At 61.4% G+C, this 16,138-nt stretch carries 16 protein-coding genes; 9 read left to right on the top strand and 7 right to left on the bottom strand.

Annotated elements, in window-relative coordinates; translation table 11 throughout:
- The first annotated feature begins 1 nt into the window (after position 1).
- From livM to JOE27_RS13805, 4 genes are all read left to right on the top strand, one after another.
- Positions 2–1,303, top strand: a complete 1,302-nt coding sequence (livM, locus tag JOE27_RS13820; protein ID WP_046787813.1) for a high-affinity branched-chain amino acid ABC transporter permease LivM — start codon at positions 2–4, stop codon at positions 1,301–1,303.
- Positions 1,300–2,175 carry an ATP-binding cassette domain-containing protein gene (locus JOE27_RS13815; protein ID WP_012316455.1) on the top strand — a complete coding sequence of 292 codons (876 nt, stop codon included), beginning with the start codon at positions 1,300–1,302 and terminating at the stop codon, positions 2,173–2,175. The genes livM and JOE27_RS13815 overlap by 4 nt, the downstream gene beginning before the upstream one ends.
- Positions 2,172–2,888 (top strand): ABC transporter ATP-binding protein, encoded by a 717-nt coding sequence (locus JOE27_RS13810; RefSeq protein WP_012316454.1) that lies wholly within the window; start codon positions 2,172–2,174, stop codon positions 2,886–2,888. The genes JOE27_RS13815 and JOE27_RS13810 overlap by 4 nt, the downstream gene beginning before the upstream one ends.
- Positions 2,889–3,495: 607 nt before the next feature.
- On the top strand, positions 3,496–4,263 hold the full coding sequence (locus tag JOE27_RS13805; protein WP_204919002.1) for an SDR family oxidoreductase: 768 nt from the start codon (positions 3,496–3,498) through the stop codon (positions 4,261–4,263).
- A gap of 101 nt (positions 4,264–4,364) precedes the next feature.
- Here JOE27_RS13805 and JOE27_RS13800 read toward each other — a convergent pair whose 3' ends face one another.
- The 4 genes from JOE27_RS13800 to JOE27_RS13785 all read right to left on the bottom strand — a co-directional run bounded on the left by JOE27_RS13800 (position 4,365) and on the right by JOE27_RS13785 (position 8,492).
- Positions 4,365–5,462 (bottom strand): AGE family epimerase/isomerase, encoded by a 1,098-nt coding sequence (locus JOE27_RS13800; RefSeq protein ID WP_204919000.1) that lies wholly within the window; start codon positions 5,460–5,462, stop codon positions 4,365–4,367.
- 49 nt (positions 5,463–5,511) lie between these two features.
- The gene (locus tag JOE27_RS13795; RefSeq protein WP_115273777.1) at positions 5,512–6,144 is read right to left on the bottom strand and encodes a TetR family transcriptional regulator; all 633 of its coding nucleotides are present in this window, start codon (positions 6,142–6,144) and stop codon (positions 5,512–5,514) included.
- 67 nt (positions 6,145–6,211) lie between these two features.
- A complete protein-coding gene (locus JOE27_RS13790) occupies positions 6,212–7,909 on the bottom strand; it encodes a hypothetical protein (RefSeq protein ID WP_115273778.1) in 1,698 nt (565 codons plus the stop codon).
- A 175-nt stretch (positions 7,910–8,084) separates the two neighbouring features.
- Entirely contained in the window at positions 8,085–8,492 is a 408-nt protein-coding gene (locus JOE27_RS13785; protein ID WP_115273779.1) for a phage infection protein, read from the bottom strand.
- Positions 8,493–8,787: 295 nt separating this feature from the next.
- Between JOE27_RS13785 and JOE27_RS13780 the strand changes: the two genes are divergently transcribed.
- On the top strand, positions 8,788–10,854 hold the full coding sequence (locus JOE27_RS13780) for an AsmA family protein (protein ID WP_204918998.1): 2,067 nt from the start codon (positions 8,788–8,790) through the stop codon (positions 10,852–10,854).
- 32 nt (positions 10,855–10,886) lie between these two features.
- Here JOE27_RS13780 and JOE27_RS13775 read toward each other — a convergent pair whose 3' ends face one another.
- Positions 10,887–11,417 (bottom strand): ferritin-like domain-containing protein, encoded by a 531-nt coding sequence (locus tag JOE27_RS13775; protein WP_012316447.1) that lies wholly within the window; start codon positions 11,415–11,417, stop codon positions 10,887–10,889.
- 48 nt (positions 11,418–11,465) lie between these two features.
- Entirely contained in the window at positions 11,466–11,807 is a 342-nt protein-coding gene (osmE, locus tag JOE27_RS13770) for an osmotically-inducible lipoprotein OsmE (protein ID WP_039603804.1), read from the bottom strand.
- 125 nt (positions 11,808–11,932) lie between these two features.
- On the opposite strand from osmE, the gene JOE27_RS13765 reads away from it, so the two are divergent.
- The gene (locus JOE27_RS13765) at positions 11,933–12,823 is read left to right on the top strand and encodes a triacylglycerol lipase (RefSeq protein WP_204918995.1); all 891 of its coding nucleotides are present in this window, start codon (positions 11,933–11,935) and stop codon (positions 12,821–12,823) included.
- On the opposite strand, the gene JOE27_RS13760 is transcribed toward JOE27_RS13765, so the two are convergent.
- Positions 12,804–13,697 carry a DMT family transporter gene (locus JOE27_RS13760; RefSeq protein ID WP_204918993.1) on the bottom strand — a complete coding sequence of 298 codons (894 nt, stop codon included), beginning with the start codon at positions 13,695–13,697 and terminating at the stop codon, positions 12,804–12,806. The genes JOE27_RS13765 and JOE27_RS13760 overlap by 20 nt on opposite strands.
- Positions 13,698–13,840: 143 nt before the next feature.
- Between JOE27_RS13760 and JOE27_RS13755 the strand changes: the two genes are divergently transcribed.
- From JOE27_RS13755 to JOE27_RS13745, 3 genes are all read left to right on the top strand, one after another.
- Positions 13,841–14,629, top strand: coding sequence for a helix-turn-helix transcriptional regulator (locus JOE27_RS13755; RefSeq protein WP_119687835.1), 789 nt, complete (start codon positions 13,841–13,843; stop codon positions 14,627–14,629).
- 64 nt (positions 14,630–14,693) lie between these two features.
- Positions 14,694–14,978, top strand: a complete 285-nt coding sequence (locus JOE27_RS13750; RefSeq protein WP_012316442.1) for a PsiF family protein — start codon at positions 14,694–14,696, stop codon at positions 14,976–14,978.
- A 71-nt stretch (positions 14,979–15,049) separates the two neighbouring features.
- Positions 15,050–16,057 (top strand): membrane protein, encoded by a 1,008-nt coding sequence (locus tag JOE27_RS13745; protein ID WP_012316441.1) that lies wholly within the window; start codon positions 15,050–15,052, stop codon positions 16,055–16,057.
- Positions 16,058–16,138 lie beyond the last annotated feature (81 nt).

Raw genomic sequence — 16,138 nt, 5'->3', positions numbered from 1 at the left:
CATGTCCACTGCCAAAACTGCCTCCGTTTCCGAAACCCAAGGTTTCGATCTCAAACGCAGCTTGCTCGAGACCATCGTCGCCGGCCTGCTCGCGCTCATTGTCTTTGGTCCGGTCGTCGGCGTGGTGCTCGACGGCTATAGCTTCAATGCCGAACCCCGCCGCGTGGCCTGGCTGGTCGGTGGCGTGATGGCCGGGCGCTTCCTGCTCAGCCTGTACCTGCAGACCGCCGCAGGCAAACGCATGTTGCAAGGCTTCGACAGCGGCGGCTCGGGGGTGCACGTCAATGCACCGAACTACAAGTCGCGTCTGCGTTACATCATTCCGGCGCTGATCGTGATCGCCATCGTCTTCCCCATCTTCGCCAACAAGTACCTGCTGACCGTGGTCATCCTGGGCCTGATCTACGTGCTGCTGGGCCTTGGCCTGAACATCGTGGTAGGCCTGGCGGGCCTGCTCGACCTGGGCTACGTGGCGTTCTACGCCATTGGCGCCTATGGCCTGGCGCTGGGCTATCAGTACCTGGGGCTGGGGTTCTGGAGTGTGCTGCCACTGGCGGCCATCGCCGCGGCGTTGGCAGGGTGCATACTGGGCTTTCCGGTGTTGCGCATGCACGGTGACTACCTGGCGATCGTGACCCTGGGCTTTGGCGAGATCATCCGCCTGGTGCTGAACAACTGGCTGTCGTTCACCGGTGGCCCGAACGGCATGCCGGCCCCGGCGCCGACTTTCTTTGGCCTGGAGTTCGGCCGTCGAGCCAAGGATGGCGGGGTGCCGATCCACGAGTACTTCGGCTTCGATTACAACGCCAATCTGAAGTTCGTGTTCATCTATGCCGTGCTGTTCCTGGTCGTGCTGGCGGTGCTGTACATCAAGCATCGGCTGACCCGCATGCCGGTTGGCCGCGCTTGGGAAGCGCTGCGTGAGGACGAAATCGCCTGCCGCTCGATGGGCCTGAACCATGTGCTGGTCAAGCTTTCGGCCTTCACCCTGGGGGCCTCCACTGCGGGCCTCGCCGGGGTGTTCTTCGCCACCTACCAAGGCTTCGTCAACCCGTCCTCGTTCACCTTCTTCGAGTCGGCGCTGATTCTGGCCATTGTCGTACTGGGCGGCATGGGCTCGACCGTGGGCGTGGTGATCGCTGCGTTCGTACTGACCGTAGCGCCGGAGCTGCTGCGCAGCTTCTCCGAATACCGGGTGCTGCTGTTCGGTGTGCTGATGGTGCTGATGATGATCTGGCGACCGCGTGGGCTGATCCGCATCAGCCGCGCCGGTGTGGTCCCGCGTAAAGGAGTGGCGCCATGAGCGACGAAATCATTCTCTCGGTCGACAACCTGATGATGCAGTTCGGTGGCATCAAGGCGCTCAGCGACGTCAGCCTCAAGGTCAAGCGTAACCAGATCTTCGCCCTGATCGGCCCCAACGGCGCCGGCAAGACCACGGTGTTCAACTGCCTGACCGGTTTTTACAAGGCCAGCGGCGGGCGCATCGAGCTGAACGTGCGCGGCAGCCATACCAACGTCATCCAGTTGCTTGGTGAGCGCTTCCAGGCGGCGGACTTCGTTTCGCCGGCACGTTTTGGTTCGCGCCTGTACTACAAGATGTTCGGTGGCACCCACCTGGTCAACCGCGCGGGGCTGGCGCGCACCTTCCAGAACATTCGCCTGTTCAAGGAAATGTCGGTGGTGGAAAACCTGCTGGTCGCCCAGCACATGTGGGTCAACCGCAACCTGCTGGCCGGCGTGCTCAACACCAAGGCCTACCGCAAGGCCGAGAGTGATGCCCTGGACCACGCATTCTACTGGCTGGAGGTAGTCGATCTGGTCGACTGTGCCAACCGCCTGGCCGGGGAGCTGTCGTATGGCCAGCAACGCCGCCTGGAAATCGCCCGGGCCATGTGCACGCGGCCGAAGATCATCTGCCTGGACGAACCGGCGGCCGGCCTCAACCCGCAGGAGACCGAAGCACTTAGCCGTATGATCCGCGTGCTGCGTGACGAGCACGACATCACCGTGGTGCTGATCGAACACGACATGGGCATGGTCATGAGCATTTCCGACCATATCGTCGTGCTCGACCACGGCAACGTGATCGCCGAAGGCGCGCCGCAGGATATCCGCCACAACCCGACGGTGATCGCCGCCTACCTGGGTGCCGACGAAGAGGAGCTGGTATGAGTGCACCCATTCTGGAACTGAAGGACCTGGACGTGTTCTACGGGCCGATCCAGGCGTTGAAAAAGGTCTCGATGCACATCGATGAAGGTGAGACCGTGAGCCTGATCGGCGCCAACGGTGCCGGCAAGTCGACCCTGCTGATGTCCATCTTCGGCCAGCCGCGCGCAGCCTCGGGGCAGATTGTCTACCGTGGCACCGACATTACCCGCAAGTCGTCGCACTACATCGCATCCAATGGCATCGCCCAGTCGCCGGAAGGGCGCCGGGTGTTCCCCGACATGAGCGTCGAGGAAAACCTGATGATGGGTACCATCCCTATCGGTGACAAATATGCCAGTGAGGACATGCAACGCATGTTCGAGCTGTTCCCTCGGTTGAAGGAGCGGCGCAACCAGCGTGCGATGACCATGTCCGGTGGAGAGCAGCAGATGCTGGCCATTGCCCGTGCGCTGATGAGTCGGCCCAAATTGCTGTTGCTCGACGAGCCGTCGCTGGGGCTGGCGCCGATCGTGGTCAAGCAGATCTTTTCGACCCTGCGCGAACTGGCCAAGACCGGGATGACCATCTTTCTGGTGGAGCAGAACGCCAACCATGCCTTGAAGTTGTCCGACCGGGCCTATGTCATGGTGAACGGCGAGATTCGCATGACCGGCACCGGTCAGGAGTTGTTGGTCAACGAAGAGGTTCGCAGCGCCTATCTTGGCGGGCACTAAGCTGAATCCGGGGCTGCTGTGCGGCCCCGATCGGCATCACCTGGCGAATGTGGACAACTTGTCGCATATCTTTCTTGAGCCACGCCACAATCCCTGCGCAAGCCTTTGTTTCCACAGGCTCATTGTTGTCCACGGATAATGTGGAACCGCCTGTGGAAAACATGGTGGCATCTAGCTGCAAGCCTTTGAAATCAAGGCTTGCGCGGTTCTGTTCATATTTTGATCAGTCGGCGTTTGTGGATGATTCGGTGCGTGTTTCCACTAGCGCAATGAAGTGCGCAGCCATACGCGATGCGCTGTGGATAACTCTGTGCGAAACCCTTGGACAGAGTGCTGTAAGCGGCATGTTTGAAAGCGTTGCGCCATCCCCGCAACGTTGAGGGTGACCATAGTTCGCTGAAAGGGTTCCGCCTGATGATCAAGTTGCCCCCAATCCATGGGGAAAGCCTTGTGGATAACATGCGCATAGCTCGCGCTGGACCCTCTATCATGAGGCTTTGCGGGTAATGTACAAAAAATGACCAAGTGCTTCTATGGCTTGCTGCCGACACCCGTCGCGGGCATGCTGCAAAGCTTGCCGAAAATAATCCACAGCGAGGAACAGAGCATGACGTCCACCGTATTCATCACTGGCGCGACTTCCGGTTTTGGCGAGGCCACGGCTCGCCTCTTCGCCGACGCCGGCTGGAAGCTGATCCTCACCGGCCGGCGCAAGGATCGCCTGGATGCCCTGTGCGCCGAACTGTCGGCCAAGACCGAAGTGCACGGCCTGGTGCTCGATGTACGTGACCGCAAGGCCATGGAACACGCCATAGCCAACCTGCCAGCGGGCTTTGACAAGCTGCGCGGGCTGGTCAATAACGCAGGCCTTGCGCTGGGCGTCGATGCGGCGCAGAACTGCAGCCTGGACGACTGGGAAACCATGGTCGATACCAACATCAAGGGCCTGATGTACACCACCCGCTTGCTGCTGCCACGCCTGATCGCCCACGGCCGGGGGGCGTCGATCCTCAACGTGGGGTCGGTGGCGGGCAACTATCCGTACCCTGGCAGCAACGTCTATGGCGGTACCAAGGCGTTCGTCGGCCAGTTCTCGCTCAGCTTGCGTTGTGACCTGCGTGGCACGGGTGTGCGTGTCAGCAACCTTGAGCCAGGGCTGTGTGAAAGTGAGTTTTCGCTGGTGCGGTTCGGTGGGGACCAGGCCAAGTATGATGCCACCTACGCCGGTGCCGAGCCTATTCAGCCGCAGGATATCGCCGAGACCATCTTCTGGATCCTCAACCAGCCGGCCCACATCAACATCAACAGCCTGGAGCTTATGCCAGTGAGCCAGGACTGGGCTGGGTTATCGATTGATCGTTCGGTGAAGGGCTGATGCAGTAGGGTTGCTTCGCTGCCCAATCGCCGGCAGGCCGGCTGCCACAGGTGTTGCGGCCCCGCTTGCCCTGTGGAAAAACCAGCTTGCCGGCAATTGCGTCAGTTCAGGCGCTGCAAGCCTTCCAGGCAAGTCGCCAGGTGATAGGGCGTAGTCGAAGGCATGTCATGCCTGCTGACCGCACCTTCACCATCGCGGCACTCATACCAGCCTCCATCGTGCAGGAAGCGCTGGTGCATTGCCTGCAACTGCTCAGCCAGCTTCACTCCACTCCCTGGCCGCAGTGCAAGCGCCCGCAGATACTCAGCCTGTGCCCAGATCCGCTGGGTCGCATCGATCACCTGGCCATCCACAGCCAGCATCGCCAGCACGGCAGCATCCTTCACTCCGCACTGCTCGGCGTAAGCGAATGCGCGGTCGATGGACGCATGCAGCGGCGTACCGCGCAGCAGTGCCGAGGTATGCAGCAGGTAGAACCACTCGAACTGGTGCCCCGGCTCGAACCAGTTATCCACAGCACCGCGGGGTTTTTCCAGCATCAGGCCATGTTGCGGTTCGATGAAGTGCGTCTGCAGGGCTTGGCACAGTTGCAGCAGTGCCTGTTGCACACCTTGATCTGCACGCACGGCGAGAACCTGCAGGAAGGCTTCGGCCAGGTGCATCTGTGGGTTTTGCAGCGGGCCGCTGCCGAGGTCGGACCAGTCTTCACCGAGGCTCGCTTCGTAAAGGCCGTCATCGCGGGCAAACTGCTCGCTGACGATCTCGAGGGCAGCATTGAGCGCCGATTCCACCAGGCTTTCGCGGACTTTTCCCCAGTAATGAGCGCAGGCAAACACGATGAATGCGTGGGTGTAGAGGTCTTTGCGCCGGTCCAGCGGCTTGCCTTGGGCATCGATGCTGTAGAACCAGCCACCATGTTCGGCGTCGTGGAAATGCCGCTGCAGCGAGCGAAACAGGGCTGCGGCCCGCTCTGCCGCTCCCGGTTGCTCGATACGGCTGCTGAACAGGTACAACTGACGCGCGCAGGCCATCGCCCGGTAGCGCTGCACTGGCAGCGGGCGGTGCGTAGCATCCAGGGCCTCGTAGGGCAGGGCCATTTCGGGATTCCAGCCGGAGCCCAGCCACACTGGCACGATGCGTTCGGCGAAGTGCTGGTTGAAGCGGGCCAGTTCGGCTGGAGTGGGGCGGGGGTCGGACATGAATGCGCTCGTCACAATCGGCAGTGCGCCATGGTAGCAGAAGTGCGCTTCAGCCCGGATTACCCAAACCCTGCCAATGCCGCGCACCGACGAAGATGAAGCGCAACTGCTGGGTGATCTTGTCCCGTGCACTCAGCGCCTGTGGATAACCTTGTTCAGGGTTGTCGATCAGTTCCGGCAGGGTGGCGAACACGGTCTTCACCACCAGGTCGGCAATCACCGCCAGCGCTGCTCCGTTCAGGTGCTGCCAGCGTTTCATTCGCGCAAGGTCGGTGGCCAGGTCGTTGCTGATACCTTGGCGCAAGCGGCCGATGGCATGGCGCACTGCCTGCGAGCCGCCGTACTGCTCGCGGGCCAGGAACAGGAACTGGGCCCGGTGGGCGGCTACCACGTCGAGGAAGATGCGTACCGAGGCGTCGGTGATACCGCCCAGTTCGAACTCGTTCTGCCGCACCAGGCGGATGGTCTGGCGGAAGGTGTCATCGACCTCGGCCACCAGGGCCAGGCCCAGGGCGTCCATGTCGGTGAAGTGCCGATAGAACCCGGTGGGCACGATGCCGGCGGCCTTGGCCACTTCGCGCAGGCTGATGCTGCCGAAACCACGGCCACTTTCCATGAGCTGGCAGGCCGCGTCGAGCAGGGCCTGGCGAGTCTGTAGCTTCTGTTCGGCGCGCGGCAGCATGTCAGGCCATTGATCGCGAAGGAAACCTGCACTTTATTGGCTCATGGACAAAAGTCAAAAAAAGGTTTCACGCTGCCTGCCCGTCGTGGTGGCGGGACGCGTAATGCTCGATGTAGCTGTCGCTGCTGATCGGCACCTCCAACATTCTCATGTCCATGCGTTTCAACCGCTCCAGAATCAAGGGTGCATGCTGCACCAGCAGTGCCTGTTTGCGGTTTGCCCAGCTCCTGATCTGCCTGGAGGATGCTGCCTGGGTCCGTACCAGCGCCACAGCGTGTTGCTCTAACTGGCTGAGCAGAAACACATCGAGGATAACGCCATCCAGTGGGCTTTCATCGATATGGGCCAGGTAGCGCACACTGGCCATGCGTACCCCCAGCAGCTTGGCCAGCAGCAGCATGTCCTCGCTTTGCAAGAACCGGTCACGCTTGTCGGCAATGCCTGAGCGGATGAGGTCGATACAGGTGTCGAGGTGTTCGAGCAGACGCTGGCGCTTTTTGCCCTTCACTGCGTGCGCGCTGGCTGGGGCCGCGTGTTTCATGAAGTAGGCAGCGGCCTTGAGCATGATCACCAGATTTTCGCCTTCGGCAGTGATCGCGCCGTTATTGTTCAACAGGTAACCGATGATCTTGTTCGCAGCGAACATGCCTTGTGCGCCACAACGTTCACGGCAGCGCACCAGAATGTCCTGGCTGGCCCAGGTTGAAACTGCCTTGAGAATTGCCACTTCGTTGAGTACGTCAGGCGCTAAAGGCTTGAGCGCATCTTTGCCGTGCCCGGCGACGATCTGTTCAAGCCACGCGGCATGAATTAGGTTGGTCACGACATCAATGGCCAGTGGGTGGCGATAGGTGGGATGGGCAAGCAAATTGACCGGACCGCCCGGGCTGAAAGTCTGACGTTTCTGCGCGTAGGTGTAATTGATATGCAAGCCGGCCATCGCCACCGCCAGGGCGCAACTGGCCATGCACAGCTTGCCGGACTGGACACGTTCGATGGAGCGCATGAAGCGTTGGCTGCGTGTAGTGGCCAGCGTGCGCAGTTGCCCATCGCGGTCCAGTTCGATGGTGCCTCGCTGCAAGAGCGCCTCGTAAGGGAGTTCAACGTTTTCGAACGAGGTCATGGCATTGTCCAGGTGCATCCCTGGTTTGTGGCCCAGTGCAGTAATACGAACACCGGGGAAGGCCGTGTCGCCCGCATGCAGTGGCACAAGAAACGGCAAGATACCGATGAACTTGTCATTGACCATCAGGCGCGCCATCACCACTGCAATCTTGGGCAAGGGGCTATGCGTGCTGTTTGGCATGAACTTGTAGGATTGGCGGCTGGGCGAATCAAGCACGAATATCTGTCGCTCGGGGCAATAGCGTGCTTCTGTTTCCAGTGAGAAAAGATTGCTGCCATACCCCAGTTCCGTGGCGAGGTATACACCGATTGCCGTGCCTTCGTTCAACTGTTTGTACAGGCTGCGCACATAGTCACTGTCATTGCCCATCGATTTGATCGAGCCCATGCACAAGTTGTAGTGAATCGAGATCATCGATGCCAGAGCACCGTCATGCATGGCACAGGTTGTATGAAACCGAAGCAACTTAGGCAGATCGGCAAGCAATGCATCGCCCTGCAGGCTTGGCTGCGCCAACAGTTCAATGAAGGTTCGTTTGGCCTCTTCGCTGTTCTCGATCGGCCGGGCGATGAGCGCCAGCAGTCTTTCGTCCAGCCAGTCAGGCCTGAGTGCTATCAGATCGGTTGCCGGGTTTCTCATTTGAACGCTCCGTAGCCATACCTTCAGTAACCTAGCAATGGCGATGGGCGATGTGGAACTAGCAGAATTACCAGTTGCGCGGGGCGGTGTTACCTGAAAACAAAGCCCGGTCAATTGACCGGGCTGGGAGGTGGGTAGGCACTTTGATGCAGGTTGTTGTTTTCGGCCATGGAGATCAGCTCACACGGCTGATTTCGATCAGGCGATCCGAACCGCCTTCGGCAACGCGGCCGGTGCGCTCGATCAGACGATCCGAACCACCCTCGGCAACGCGGCCGGTGCGCTCGATCAGACGATCCGAACCACCCTCGGCAACACGGCCAGTGCGCTCGATCAGGCGATCCGAACCGCCTTCGGCAACACGGCCAGTGCGCTCGATCAGGCGATCCGAACCGCCTTCGGCAACACGGCCACTGCGTTCGATCAGACGCTCGGCACCACCTTCGGCAACGGTTTTCAGCGGTTGGGCCATTTCAACAGCGCTGGAGCGCGATTCGGCGGTCAGGTGCTGATCGGCAGCTGGAACGGCGAAGGCGTTGGCAGCAAGGATGGACAGCGTCAGGGTCAGCAATTGGCGTTTCATGATTTCGGTGCTCCTCTCGGGGGCTGGAAAGTGGGTACGAAGCCAATGCTACGCTCGGCAACGCCAGAGAGAAGTTCATACGGGTAATGGTAACAATCGATGGTATTGATAGCGCGGTGTCAAGGCTCTAACGCAGGTGTTTCAAGGCATCATGTGATAAAAAGCTGAGCAGGTAGGCAAGAAAACTTCACCGTCATGGGCTTCATGGATAAAACCCTGGGGGCTTTCATCAGTCGGAGATATTGAGTGCGATCGTTGCGCCCGTTTTGCCCCAAGCCGTCAGGAGAATAACGCAATGACGCGTCCCGCCAGAATCCTCGTCTGGACCCTTACCAGCCTGCTGACCTTGCTGGCGATACTGGTGGTGGTGATCGCCACCTTCGACTGGAACCGGGTCAAGCCATTGCTTAACGAGAAAGTCTCCGAAGCGTTGCACCGGCCGTTCGCGATCAACGGTAACCTGGCGGTGCACTGGCGCACTGAGTCGGAAGAAGGCGGGTGGCGCGCCTGGGTACCGTGGCCGCACTTCATTGCCGAGGACCTGGCCCTAGGCAATCCCGAGTGGCTGAAGGAGCCGAAGATGGTCGGCCTGGAGCGTGTGGAATTTCGACTGGCGCCGCTGCCGCTGGTATTCCAGCAGATCGTCATCCCGCGCATCGACCTGGTCAAACCCACCGCCAGCCTTACTCGCCTGGCCGATGGCCGCGCCAACTGGACCTTCGACTTCGGCCCCAAGGATGAGAATGCGCAGCCCTCCAAGTGGCAGCTGGATATCGGTGCCATCGGTTTTGACCAAGGTAATGTCAGCTTCGACGACCAGACCCTGAAAACCAGCATGAAGGTACAGATAGATCCGCTGGGCAAACCCATACCGTTCAGCGAGATCGTGGGTAAGGCAAGTGCCGACAAGGCCGGCGGCGCTCAGGACTATGCCTTCGGGCTCAAGGCCCAGGGCCGTTACAAGGGGCAGCCAGTCTCCGGTACTGGCAAGATTGGTGGCCTGCTGGCGCTGCAGGACGCCAGCCAGCCATTTCCGTTGCAGGCCGACGTGCGCGTTGCCGATACCCACGTAGTGCTCGCAGGCACCCTGACCGACCCACGCAACCTGGGGGCGCTGGATCTTCGCCTGCGCTTGTCTGGCGCCAGTTTGGGTAACCTTTATCCGCTGACGGGGGTGACCCTGCCAGACACACCAGCCTACGAAACCGATGGTCACCTGAAGGCCAACCTGCAGGCGGCCGAAGGTGCGACGTTCAACTACGAAGGATTCAACGGCAAGATCGGCAACAGTGACATCCACGGCGACCTGGCGTTCGTCGCCAGCCAGCCGCGGCCTAAGCTATCTGGCAAGCTGGTCTCCAACCAGTTGTTGTTCAAAGACTTGGCACCGCTGATCGGTGCCGACTCCAACGCCGAGCAGAAAGCCCGCGGGGGCGCCAGCAAGCAGCCTGCCGGCAAGGTGCTGCCGGTGGAGGAGTTCCGCACTGATCGCTGGCGCACCATGGACGCCGACGTCGAGTTTGCCGGCAAACGAATCGTCCACAGTGAGCAATTGCCGTTCAAAGACCTCTCTGCCCATGTAATCCTCGAGGACGGCCTGCTGCGCCTGGAGCCGCTGCGCTTTGGGGTGGCCGGTGGCAACCTGGCCTCCAGGATACGCCTGGATGGCCGCAGCGTACCGCTGCAGGGGCGCGCTCGGCTGACCGCACGTGGCTTCAAGCTCAAGCAGCTGTTCCCCACCTTTGCGCCGATGCAGACCAGCTTCGGTGAGCTCAACGGCGATGCCGATATCAGCGGCCGCGGCAACTCGGTGGCAGCCCTGCTGGGCACGGCCAATGGTGACCTGCGCATGCTGATCAACGATGGTGCGATCAGCCGCAGCCTGATGGAGATTGCAGGGTTGAACGTGGGCAACTACGTGATCGGCAAGCTGTTTGGCGATGAGGATGTGCAGATCAACTGCGCAGCAGCTGATGTTGGTATCAAGGACGGGCTGGCGAGCACGCGCCTGTTCATATTCGATACCGAGAACGCGATCATCTACGTCAACGGCACGGCCAACTTCGCCAGCGAGCAGCTGGACCTTGAGATCACTCCTGAATCGAAAGGCTTGCGGCTGTTCTCGCTGCGTTCGCCGCTGTATGTCCGCGGGCCGTTCGCCAAGCCCGGTGCGGGCGTGCAGGCGGTGCCGCTGGCATTGCGCGGCGTGGGCATGGTGGCACTGGGGGTAGTTGCAGGGCCTGCGGCGGGGCTGCTGGCGCTGGTGGCGCCAAGCAGTGGCGATGAGCCCAACCAGTGCACGCCGTTGCTGCAGCAGATGAAAGCCGGCAAGGCGCCGGCTGAGGTGAAGGGCAAGCAATAAGTGAACCGGGGCCGCAAAGCGGCCCCTGGCGATTACAAGCCTTGCAGCAGATCGGACATGTCGTCTGCGTGTTCTTCTTCCTGAGCCAGGATGTCCTCGAAGATGCGACGCGTAGTCGGGTCTTTGTCGCCAATGTACTGAATGATCTCGCGGTAGCTGTCGATCGCGATGCGTTCGGCCACCAAGTCCTCCAGCACCATCTCCTTCAACGAATTGCCTGCTACGTATTGGGCATGGGAATTCTTGGTCAGGTTGTCCGGATTGAAGTCCGGCTCGCCGCCCAGCTGCACGATGCGCTCGGCCAGTTTGTCGGCGTGCTCGGCTTCCTGGTTGGCATGCTCGAGAAACTCCTCGGCAGCCACGCTCGCCTTGATCCCGCTGGCCATGAAGTAATGACGCTTGTAGCGCAGTACGCAGACAAGCTCGGTGGCCAGCGACTCATTGAGCAGGCGCAGGATTTCCTGGCGGTCGGCGTGGTAACCCTCGGTCACCGCACCTTGCTCGACGTGCTCACGGGCACGCTTGCGCAGGGTTTGCACATCGGTCAGTTCAACGTTGCTCATGGTTATCTCCAGACAAATCAGGACGGGTGGTCAGGATGTTGCGCAGGCTCAGGCGCCGTGTACGGCTTCGCTGTCCTCCTCTCGTTGTTTGCAAGTCTTGAAACCCTTGGCATCGACATGGCCGGTGGCATCGAAGCGCACGTAGTAAGGCTGTTGATGGCCATCGCGGTTGAGGATGTAGTCGTTGCAAGTGCCTCCGTGCGGCAGGTCGGTCGCATTCGATGGGCTGCCGCCGATGGCGATGACTTTCTGCATGGTCATGCCGTTTTCGACTTGCTTGACCAGCGGCTCGTCGCGGTAGGTGACGTAGTCCACCGGGTTTTCCGGGCGGCTGCCACAGGCGGCCAGGGTCGCGCTTGCCAGAAGGATTGCCAGGGTCTGTTTGTACATGGTCCCGCTCCTTGCTCAAGGGTCTGTTCTGGTTTGGAACCGCGCGGCGCGTCAGGAGTTCGATTGCGATGGTCATTCAGGCCGCTGTAGTGTTGGCCGGTCGTCCACGCAAAGGGGTTGGGCCCATGCAGCAGGAATTGGCTACGCGCTACCCGTTGGTGCTGGTACCGGGCATGCTCGGCTTTGTCAGGGCATTGCTCTATCCCTATTGGTTCGGCATCGTGCCGGCCTTGCGCAAGGGCGGGGCGCAGGTGTTCCCCGTGCAGGTATCGCCCTTGCACTCCAGCGAAGTGCGCGGTGAGCAGTTGCTGGCAATCATCGAAGACATCTGCCAGCGTACCGGCGCTGACAAGGTCAACCTGATCGGCCATAGCCAAGGCGCCCTGAGCGCGCGTTATGCCGCAGCCAAGCGGCCTGACCGGGTGGCATCAGTGACTTCGGTGGCCGGGCCTAACCACGGCTCGGAACTGGCCGACCACTTGGCTCGCACAGCGCCGGGCGATTCACCCCAAGGGCGCATCCTCAGGGCTGTTTTGCATGGCCTGGCGGTGCTGCTGGGGTGGTTGGAAACCGGCTGGCGCCGCGACTCATTGCCTATCGACGTGCATGCCTCGCACCAATCGCTGACCAGCGCCGGCGTAGCGCTGTTCAACCAGGCTTATCCACAGGGCCTGCCCGACACCTGGGGCGGTGAGGGCGCGGGAGAGGTCAACGGCGTGCTTTACTATTCGTGGTCAGGCACCTTGCAGCCGGGTATCACCGACCAGGGGCGTAACCGCTTTGACGGCAGCAACCGCTTCTGCCGCCTGTTCGCCCGCAGTTTCGTCAAGGAAAAGGGCCAGTGTGACGGTATGGTCGGGCGCTTCAGTTCACACTTGGGGCAGGTGATCGGTGATGACTACCCGCTCGATCACCTGGACATCGTCAACCAGTCGCTCGGCGCCGTGGGCAAGGGCGCCGAGCCGGTGCGGCTGTTCACCGAGCACGCCGCCCGCCTCAAGGCTGCGGGGCTGTAGCGCTGCGGCGCACGGGGGTGGTCCAGCGTTCGGCGAGGACCACCCCGGCCAGGGTCAGCAAGCCGCCGATCAGGTGGTAGCTGGCCAGTTGCTCGTCGAGCACTGCGGCTGCGATCAGCGCGGTCACCAGCGGCAGCAGGTTGAAGAACAGCGTGGTGCGGCTTGGCCCCAGGCGGTGCACGGCCTGCATCCACACCAGCGGCGCGACCATCGAGGCCAGCACACAGGCGTACAGCACCAGGCCCACGTTATGCACGTTCAGGCCGGTCTTGTCCGAAAGCAGGAACAGTGGCAGCAAGACAATGATTGCCACCAGCACCTGCAGGTACAGCAGCTGCAAGGGCGGCAGGCGCAGCTGCCATTTCTTCAGCAGGAAGCTGTACAGCGCGTAGGCCAGGGTGGCCACCAGCATCAGCAGGTCACCGCGGTTCAGGCCTTGCTCCAGCAGGATACTGGGATGGCCGGCGGAGACGACTTCCAGCACACCGATGAAGGACACCGCCGCGCCCGTCAGGGCACCGTAGCTCAGCCGCTGGCCGAGCCATGCGATGGACAGGGCCAGCGACATCAAGGGCATCAGCGAGAGAATGATGCCCATGTTGGTAGCGCTGGTGATGCTGGCCGCGAAGTAGGCGAGGCTTTGGTACAGGGCCATGCCGAGCACGCCAAGGACGAAGATTCTGGGCAGGTGCGGACGGATGGCCAGGCGGTTGCGCCACACGGCCGGCAGCAGGAACGGGGTGAACAGCAGCCCTGCGAGCAGCCAGCGGTAGAAGCCGATCTCGGCAGGGTGAATGGCACCTGCGGACAGCTTGGTGACTACAGTGTTGCCGGCCCAAATGAGGATGGCGGTGAGGGGGTACAGATAATTCATGACGCAAAGGCTCTTGGATGCTCATAAGCCTCCGTGGGAGCGTGCCCGCTTTCACAGAGGTTGTATGATGGCCCCGTATTATCGTTTGTCTGTCAGCAAGCCTATACTCCTATCCAGACAACCTGCCCCTTGAAGCAGACAGCATGCGCCGCAAATACCTCGATATCCCGCAGTTCGACCAGCTTCCCGCGCCCGTCTACCTGCGCCACGACGAATTTGGCGCCGACACTCACAGCCCGCCCCATCGCCACACCTGGGGCCAGCTCAACTACACCGCCCACGGCGTCATGCACCTGGATGTCAATGGCCAGCGTTTTCTGTCACCCCCGCATTACGCGGTCTGGGTGCCGCCGGATACCGAACATGGTTGCTACAACCCTCAGGCCATCGTTTACCGCTCGGTCTATCTCGACCGCAGCCTGTGCGCCGGCCTGCCGCAGCAGCCGTGCAGCCTGGTGATCAGCGATATCCTCAAGGCCATCCTCGGCGACTTCGCCCGCCGGGACGTCAAGGTGGCCAAGGACGAACGCGACCAGCGTCTGGTGCAGGTGCTGCTCGATCAGTTGCTGCTGGCACCCACCCAGACCTGCTACCTGCCCTTTGCTCAGAGCGAGGGCCTGCGCCAGGTGCTCGATGCCCTCGGCGCTGAACCTGGTGACAACCGCCCGCTGGCGGACTGGGCGGCGCAGGTGCATGTCAGCGAGCGCACCCTGGCGCGGCAATTTCTGCGCGAACTGGGCATCAGCTTTGGTGAGTGGCGCCTGCGCCTGAGGTTCTTGCGGGCCATCGAGGCGCTGGAGGCCGGCTTGCCGATACAGGCCATCGCCTTCGACCTGGGCTACAGCAGCGCCTCGGCATTCATCGCCATGTTCCAGCGTCAGGCCCATTGCACGCCGGAGCAGTACCGGCGGCAAGCGCGGACGGGTGTGTAAAATTTGTTGTCTACACTCACCTGCGACACCGTGCATCGGGCGCGGGAGACAAGGAGACCACTCCATGAAGATGCTGCACATGCCATTGCTGGCGTTGGCCGTTATGTTCAGTGCGCAGGGATTCGCTGCCACCGCGCAACAGGAAAAGATGACCTCGTGCAATGCCGACGCTTCTGCCAAGGCGCTCAAGGGCGATGAGCGCAAAGCCTTCATGAGCAACTGCCTGAAGAAAAGCGTACCGCCGACCCAGCAGGAAAAGATGAAGATCTGCAACGCTGACGCCAGCGCCCAGGCCCTCAAGGGCGACGAGCGCAAGGCCTACATGAGTGACTGCCTGAAGAAGAAATGACCTGCGCCTATGCCTGTAGGACGAAGGCTGGCAGACTGCGGTTCTTTTCCGTTGTCTGCCGTTGAGGCTGTATGACTTTCACCCCCCGCCAGGTCACCCTGGCCAGCTGGATCATCGTATTTGCCGGCCTGCTGCTGGCGCTCCCCCTGAAATTGTTACCCAGCCTGCTGGCCGGGCTGCTGGTGTTCGAGCTGGTCAACATGCTCACGCCACGCCTGCAGCCGATCATTGCCGGGCAACGCGCACGCTGGCTGGCGGTGGCGCTGCTGGGTACCTTGGTGGTCAGTACCCTGACCTTGCTGATCGCCGGCGCGTTCAGCTTCCTGCTGCACGAGGCAGAGAACCCCGGCGCATCGCTGGACAAGTTCATGGCCCTGTTCGAGCGTGCCCGTGGCCAGTTGCCGCCGTTCATCGAGGGCTACCTGCCGGCCAGTGCCGCGGAGTTCAAAGTGGCCATCGGTGAGTGGATCAAGAGCCACCTCAGCGACCTGCAGCTTGTAGGCAAGGGCATGGCGCACATGTTCGTGACGCTGCTGATCGGCATGATACTCGGCGCTATCATTGCCCTGCAGCGCATCCCCGACATCTCGCGGCGCAAACCGCTGGCTGCCGCCTTGTTCGAGCGCCTGAGCCTGCTGGTGCAGGCGTTTCGCAACATCGTCTTCGCGCAGATCAAGATCTCGCTGCTCAACACCGTGTTCACCGGTATTTTCCTTGCCGTGGTGCTGCCACTGTTCGGTGTGCACCTGCCGCTGACCAAGACGCTGATCGTGCTGACCTTCCTGCTCGGGCTGTTGCCGGTGATCGGCAACCTGATGTCCAACACGCTGATCACGATTGTTGGCATGTCGCTGTCGATCTGGGTGGCTGCGGCCGCGCTGGGGTATCTGATCGTTATCCACAAGGTCGAGTACTTCCTCAACGCGCGGATCGTGGGGGGGCAGATCAGTGCCAAGGCCTGGGAGCTTTTGCTGGCGATGCTGGTGTTCGAGGCGGCGTTCGGGTTGCCGGGAGTGGTAGCGGGGCCGGTGTACTATGCGTACATGAAGAGCGAGCTGAAGCGGGCTGAGCTGGTTTGAGAGCTGCAAGCTGCAAGATAAAGCCGAACGCGGTGGGCCTTCCATCGCCAATCGGCTTGTAGCTCGCAGCTTGTAGCTCGC

The sequence above is a fragment of the Pseudomonas sp. M5 genome (genome assembly GCF_016907075.1).
Classification (GTDB): domain Bacteria; phylum Pseudomonadota; class Gammaproteobacteria; order Pseudomonadales; family Pseudomonadaceae; genus Aquipseudomonas; species Aquipseudomonas putida_E.
Note: the sequence above shows the minus strand (reverse complement) of the source record. Positions and strands in the feature narration are given on the sequence as shown.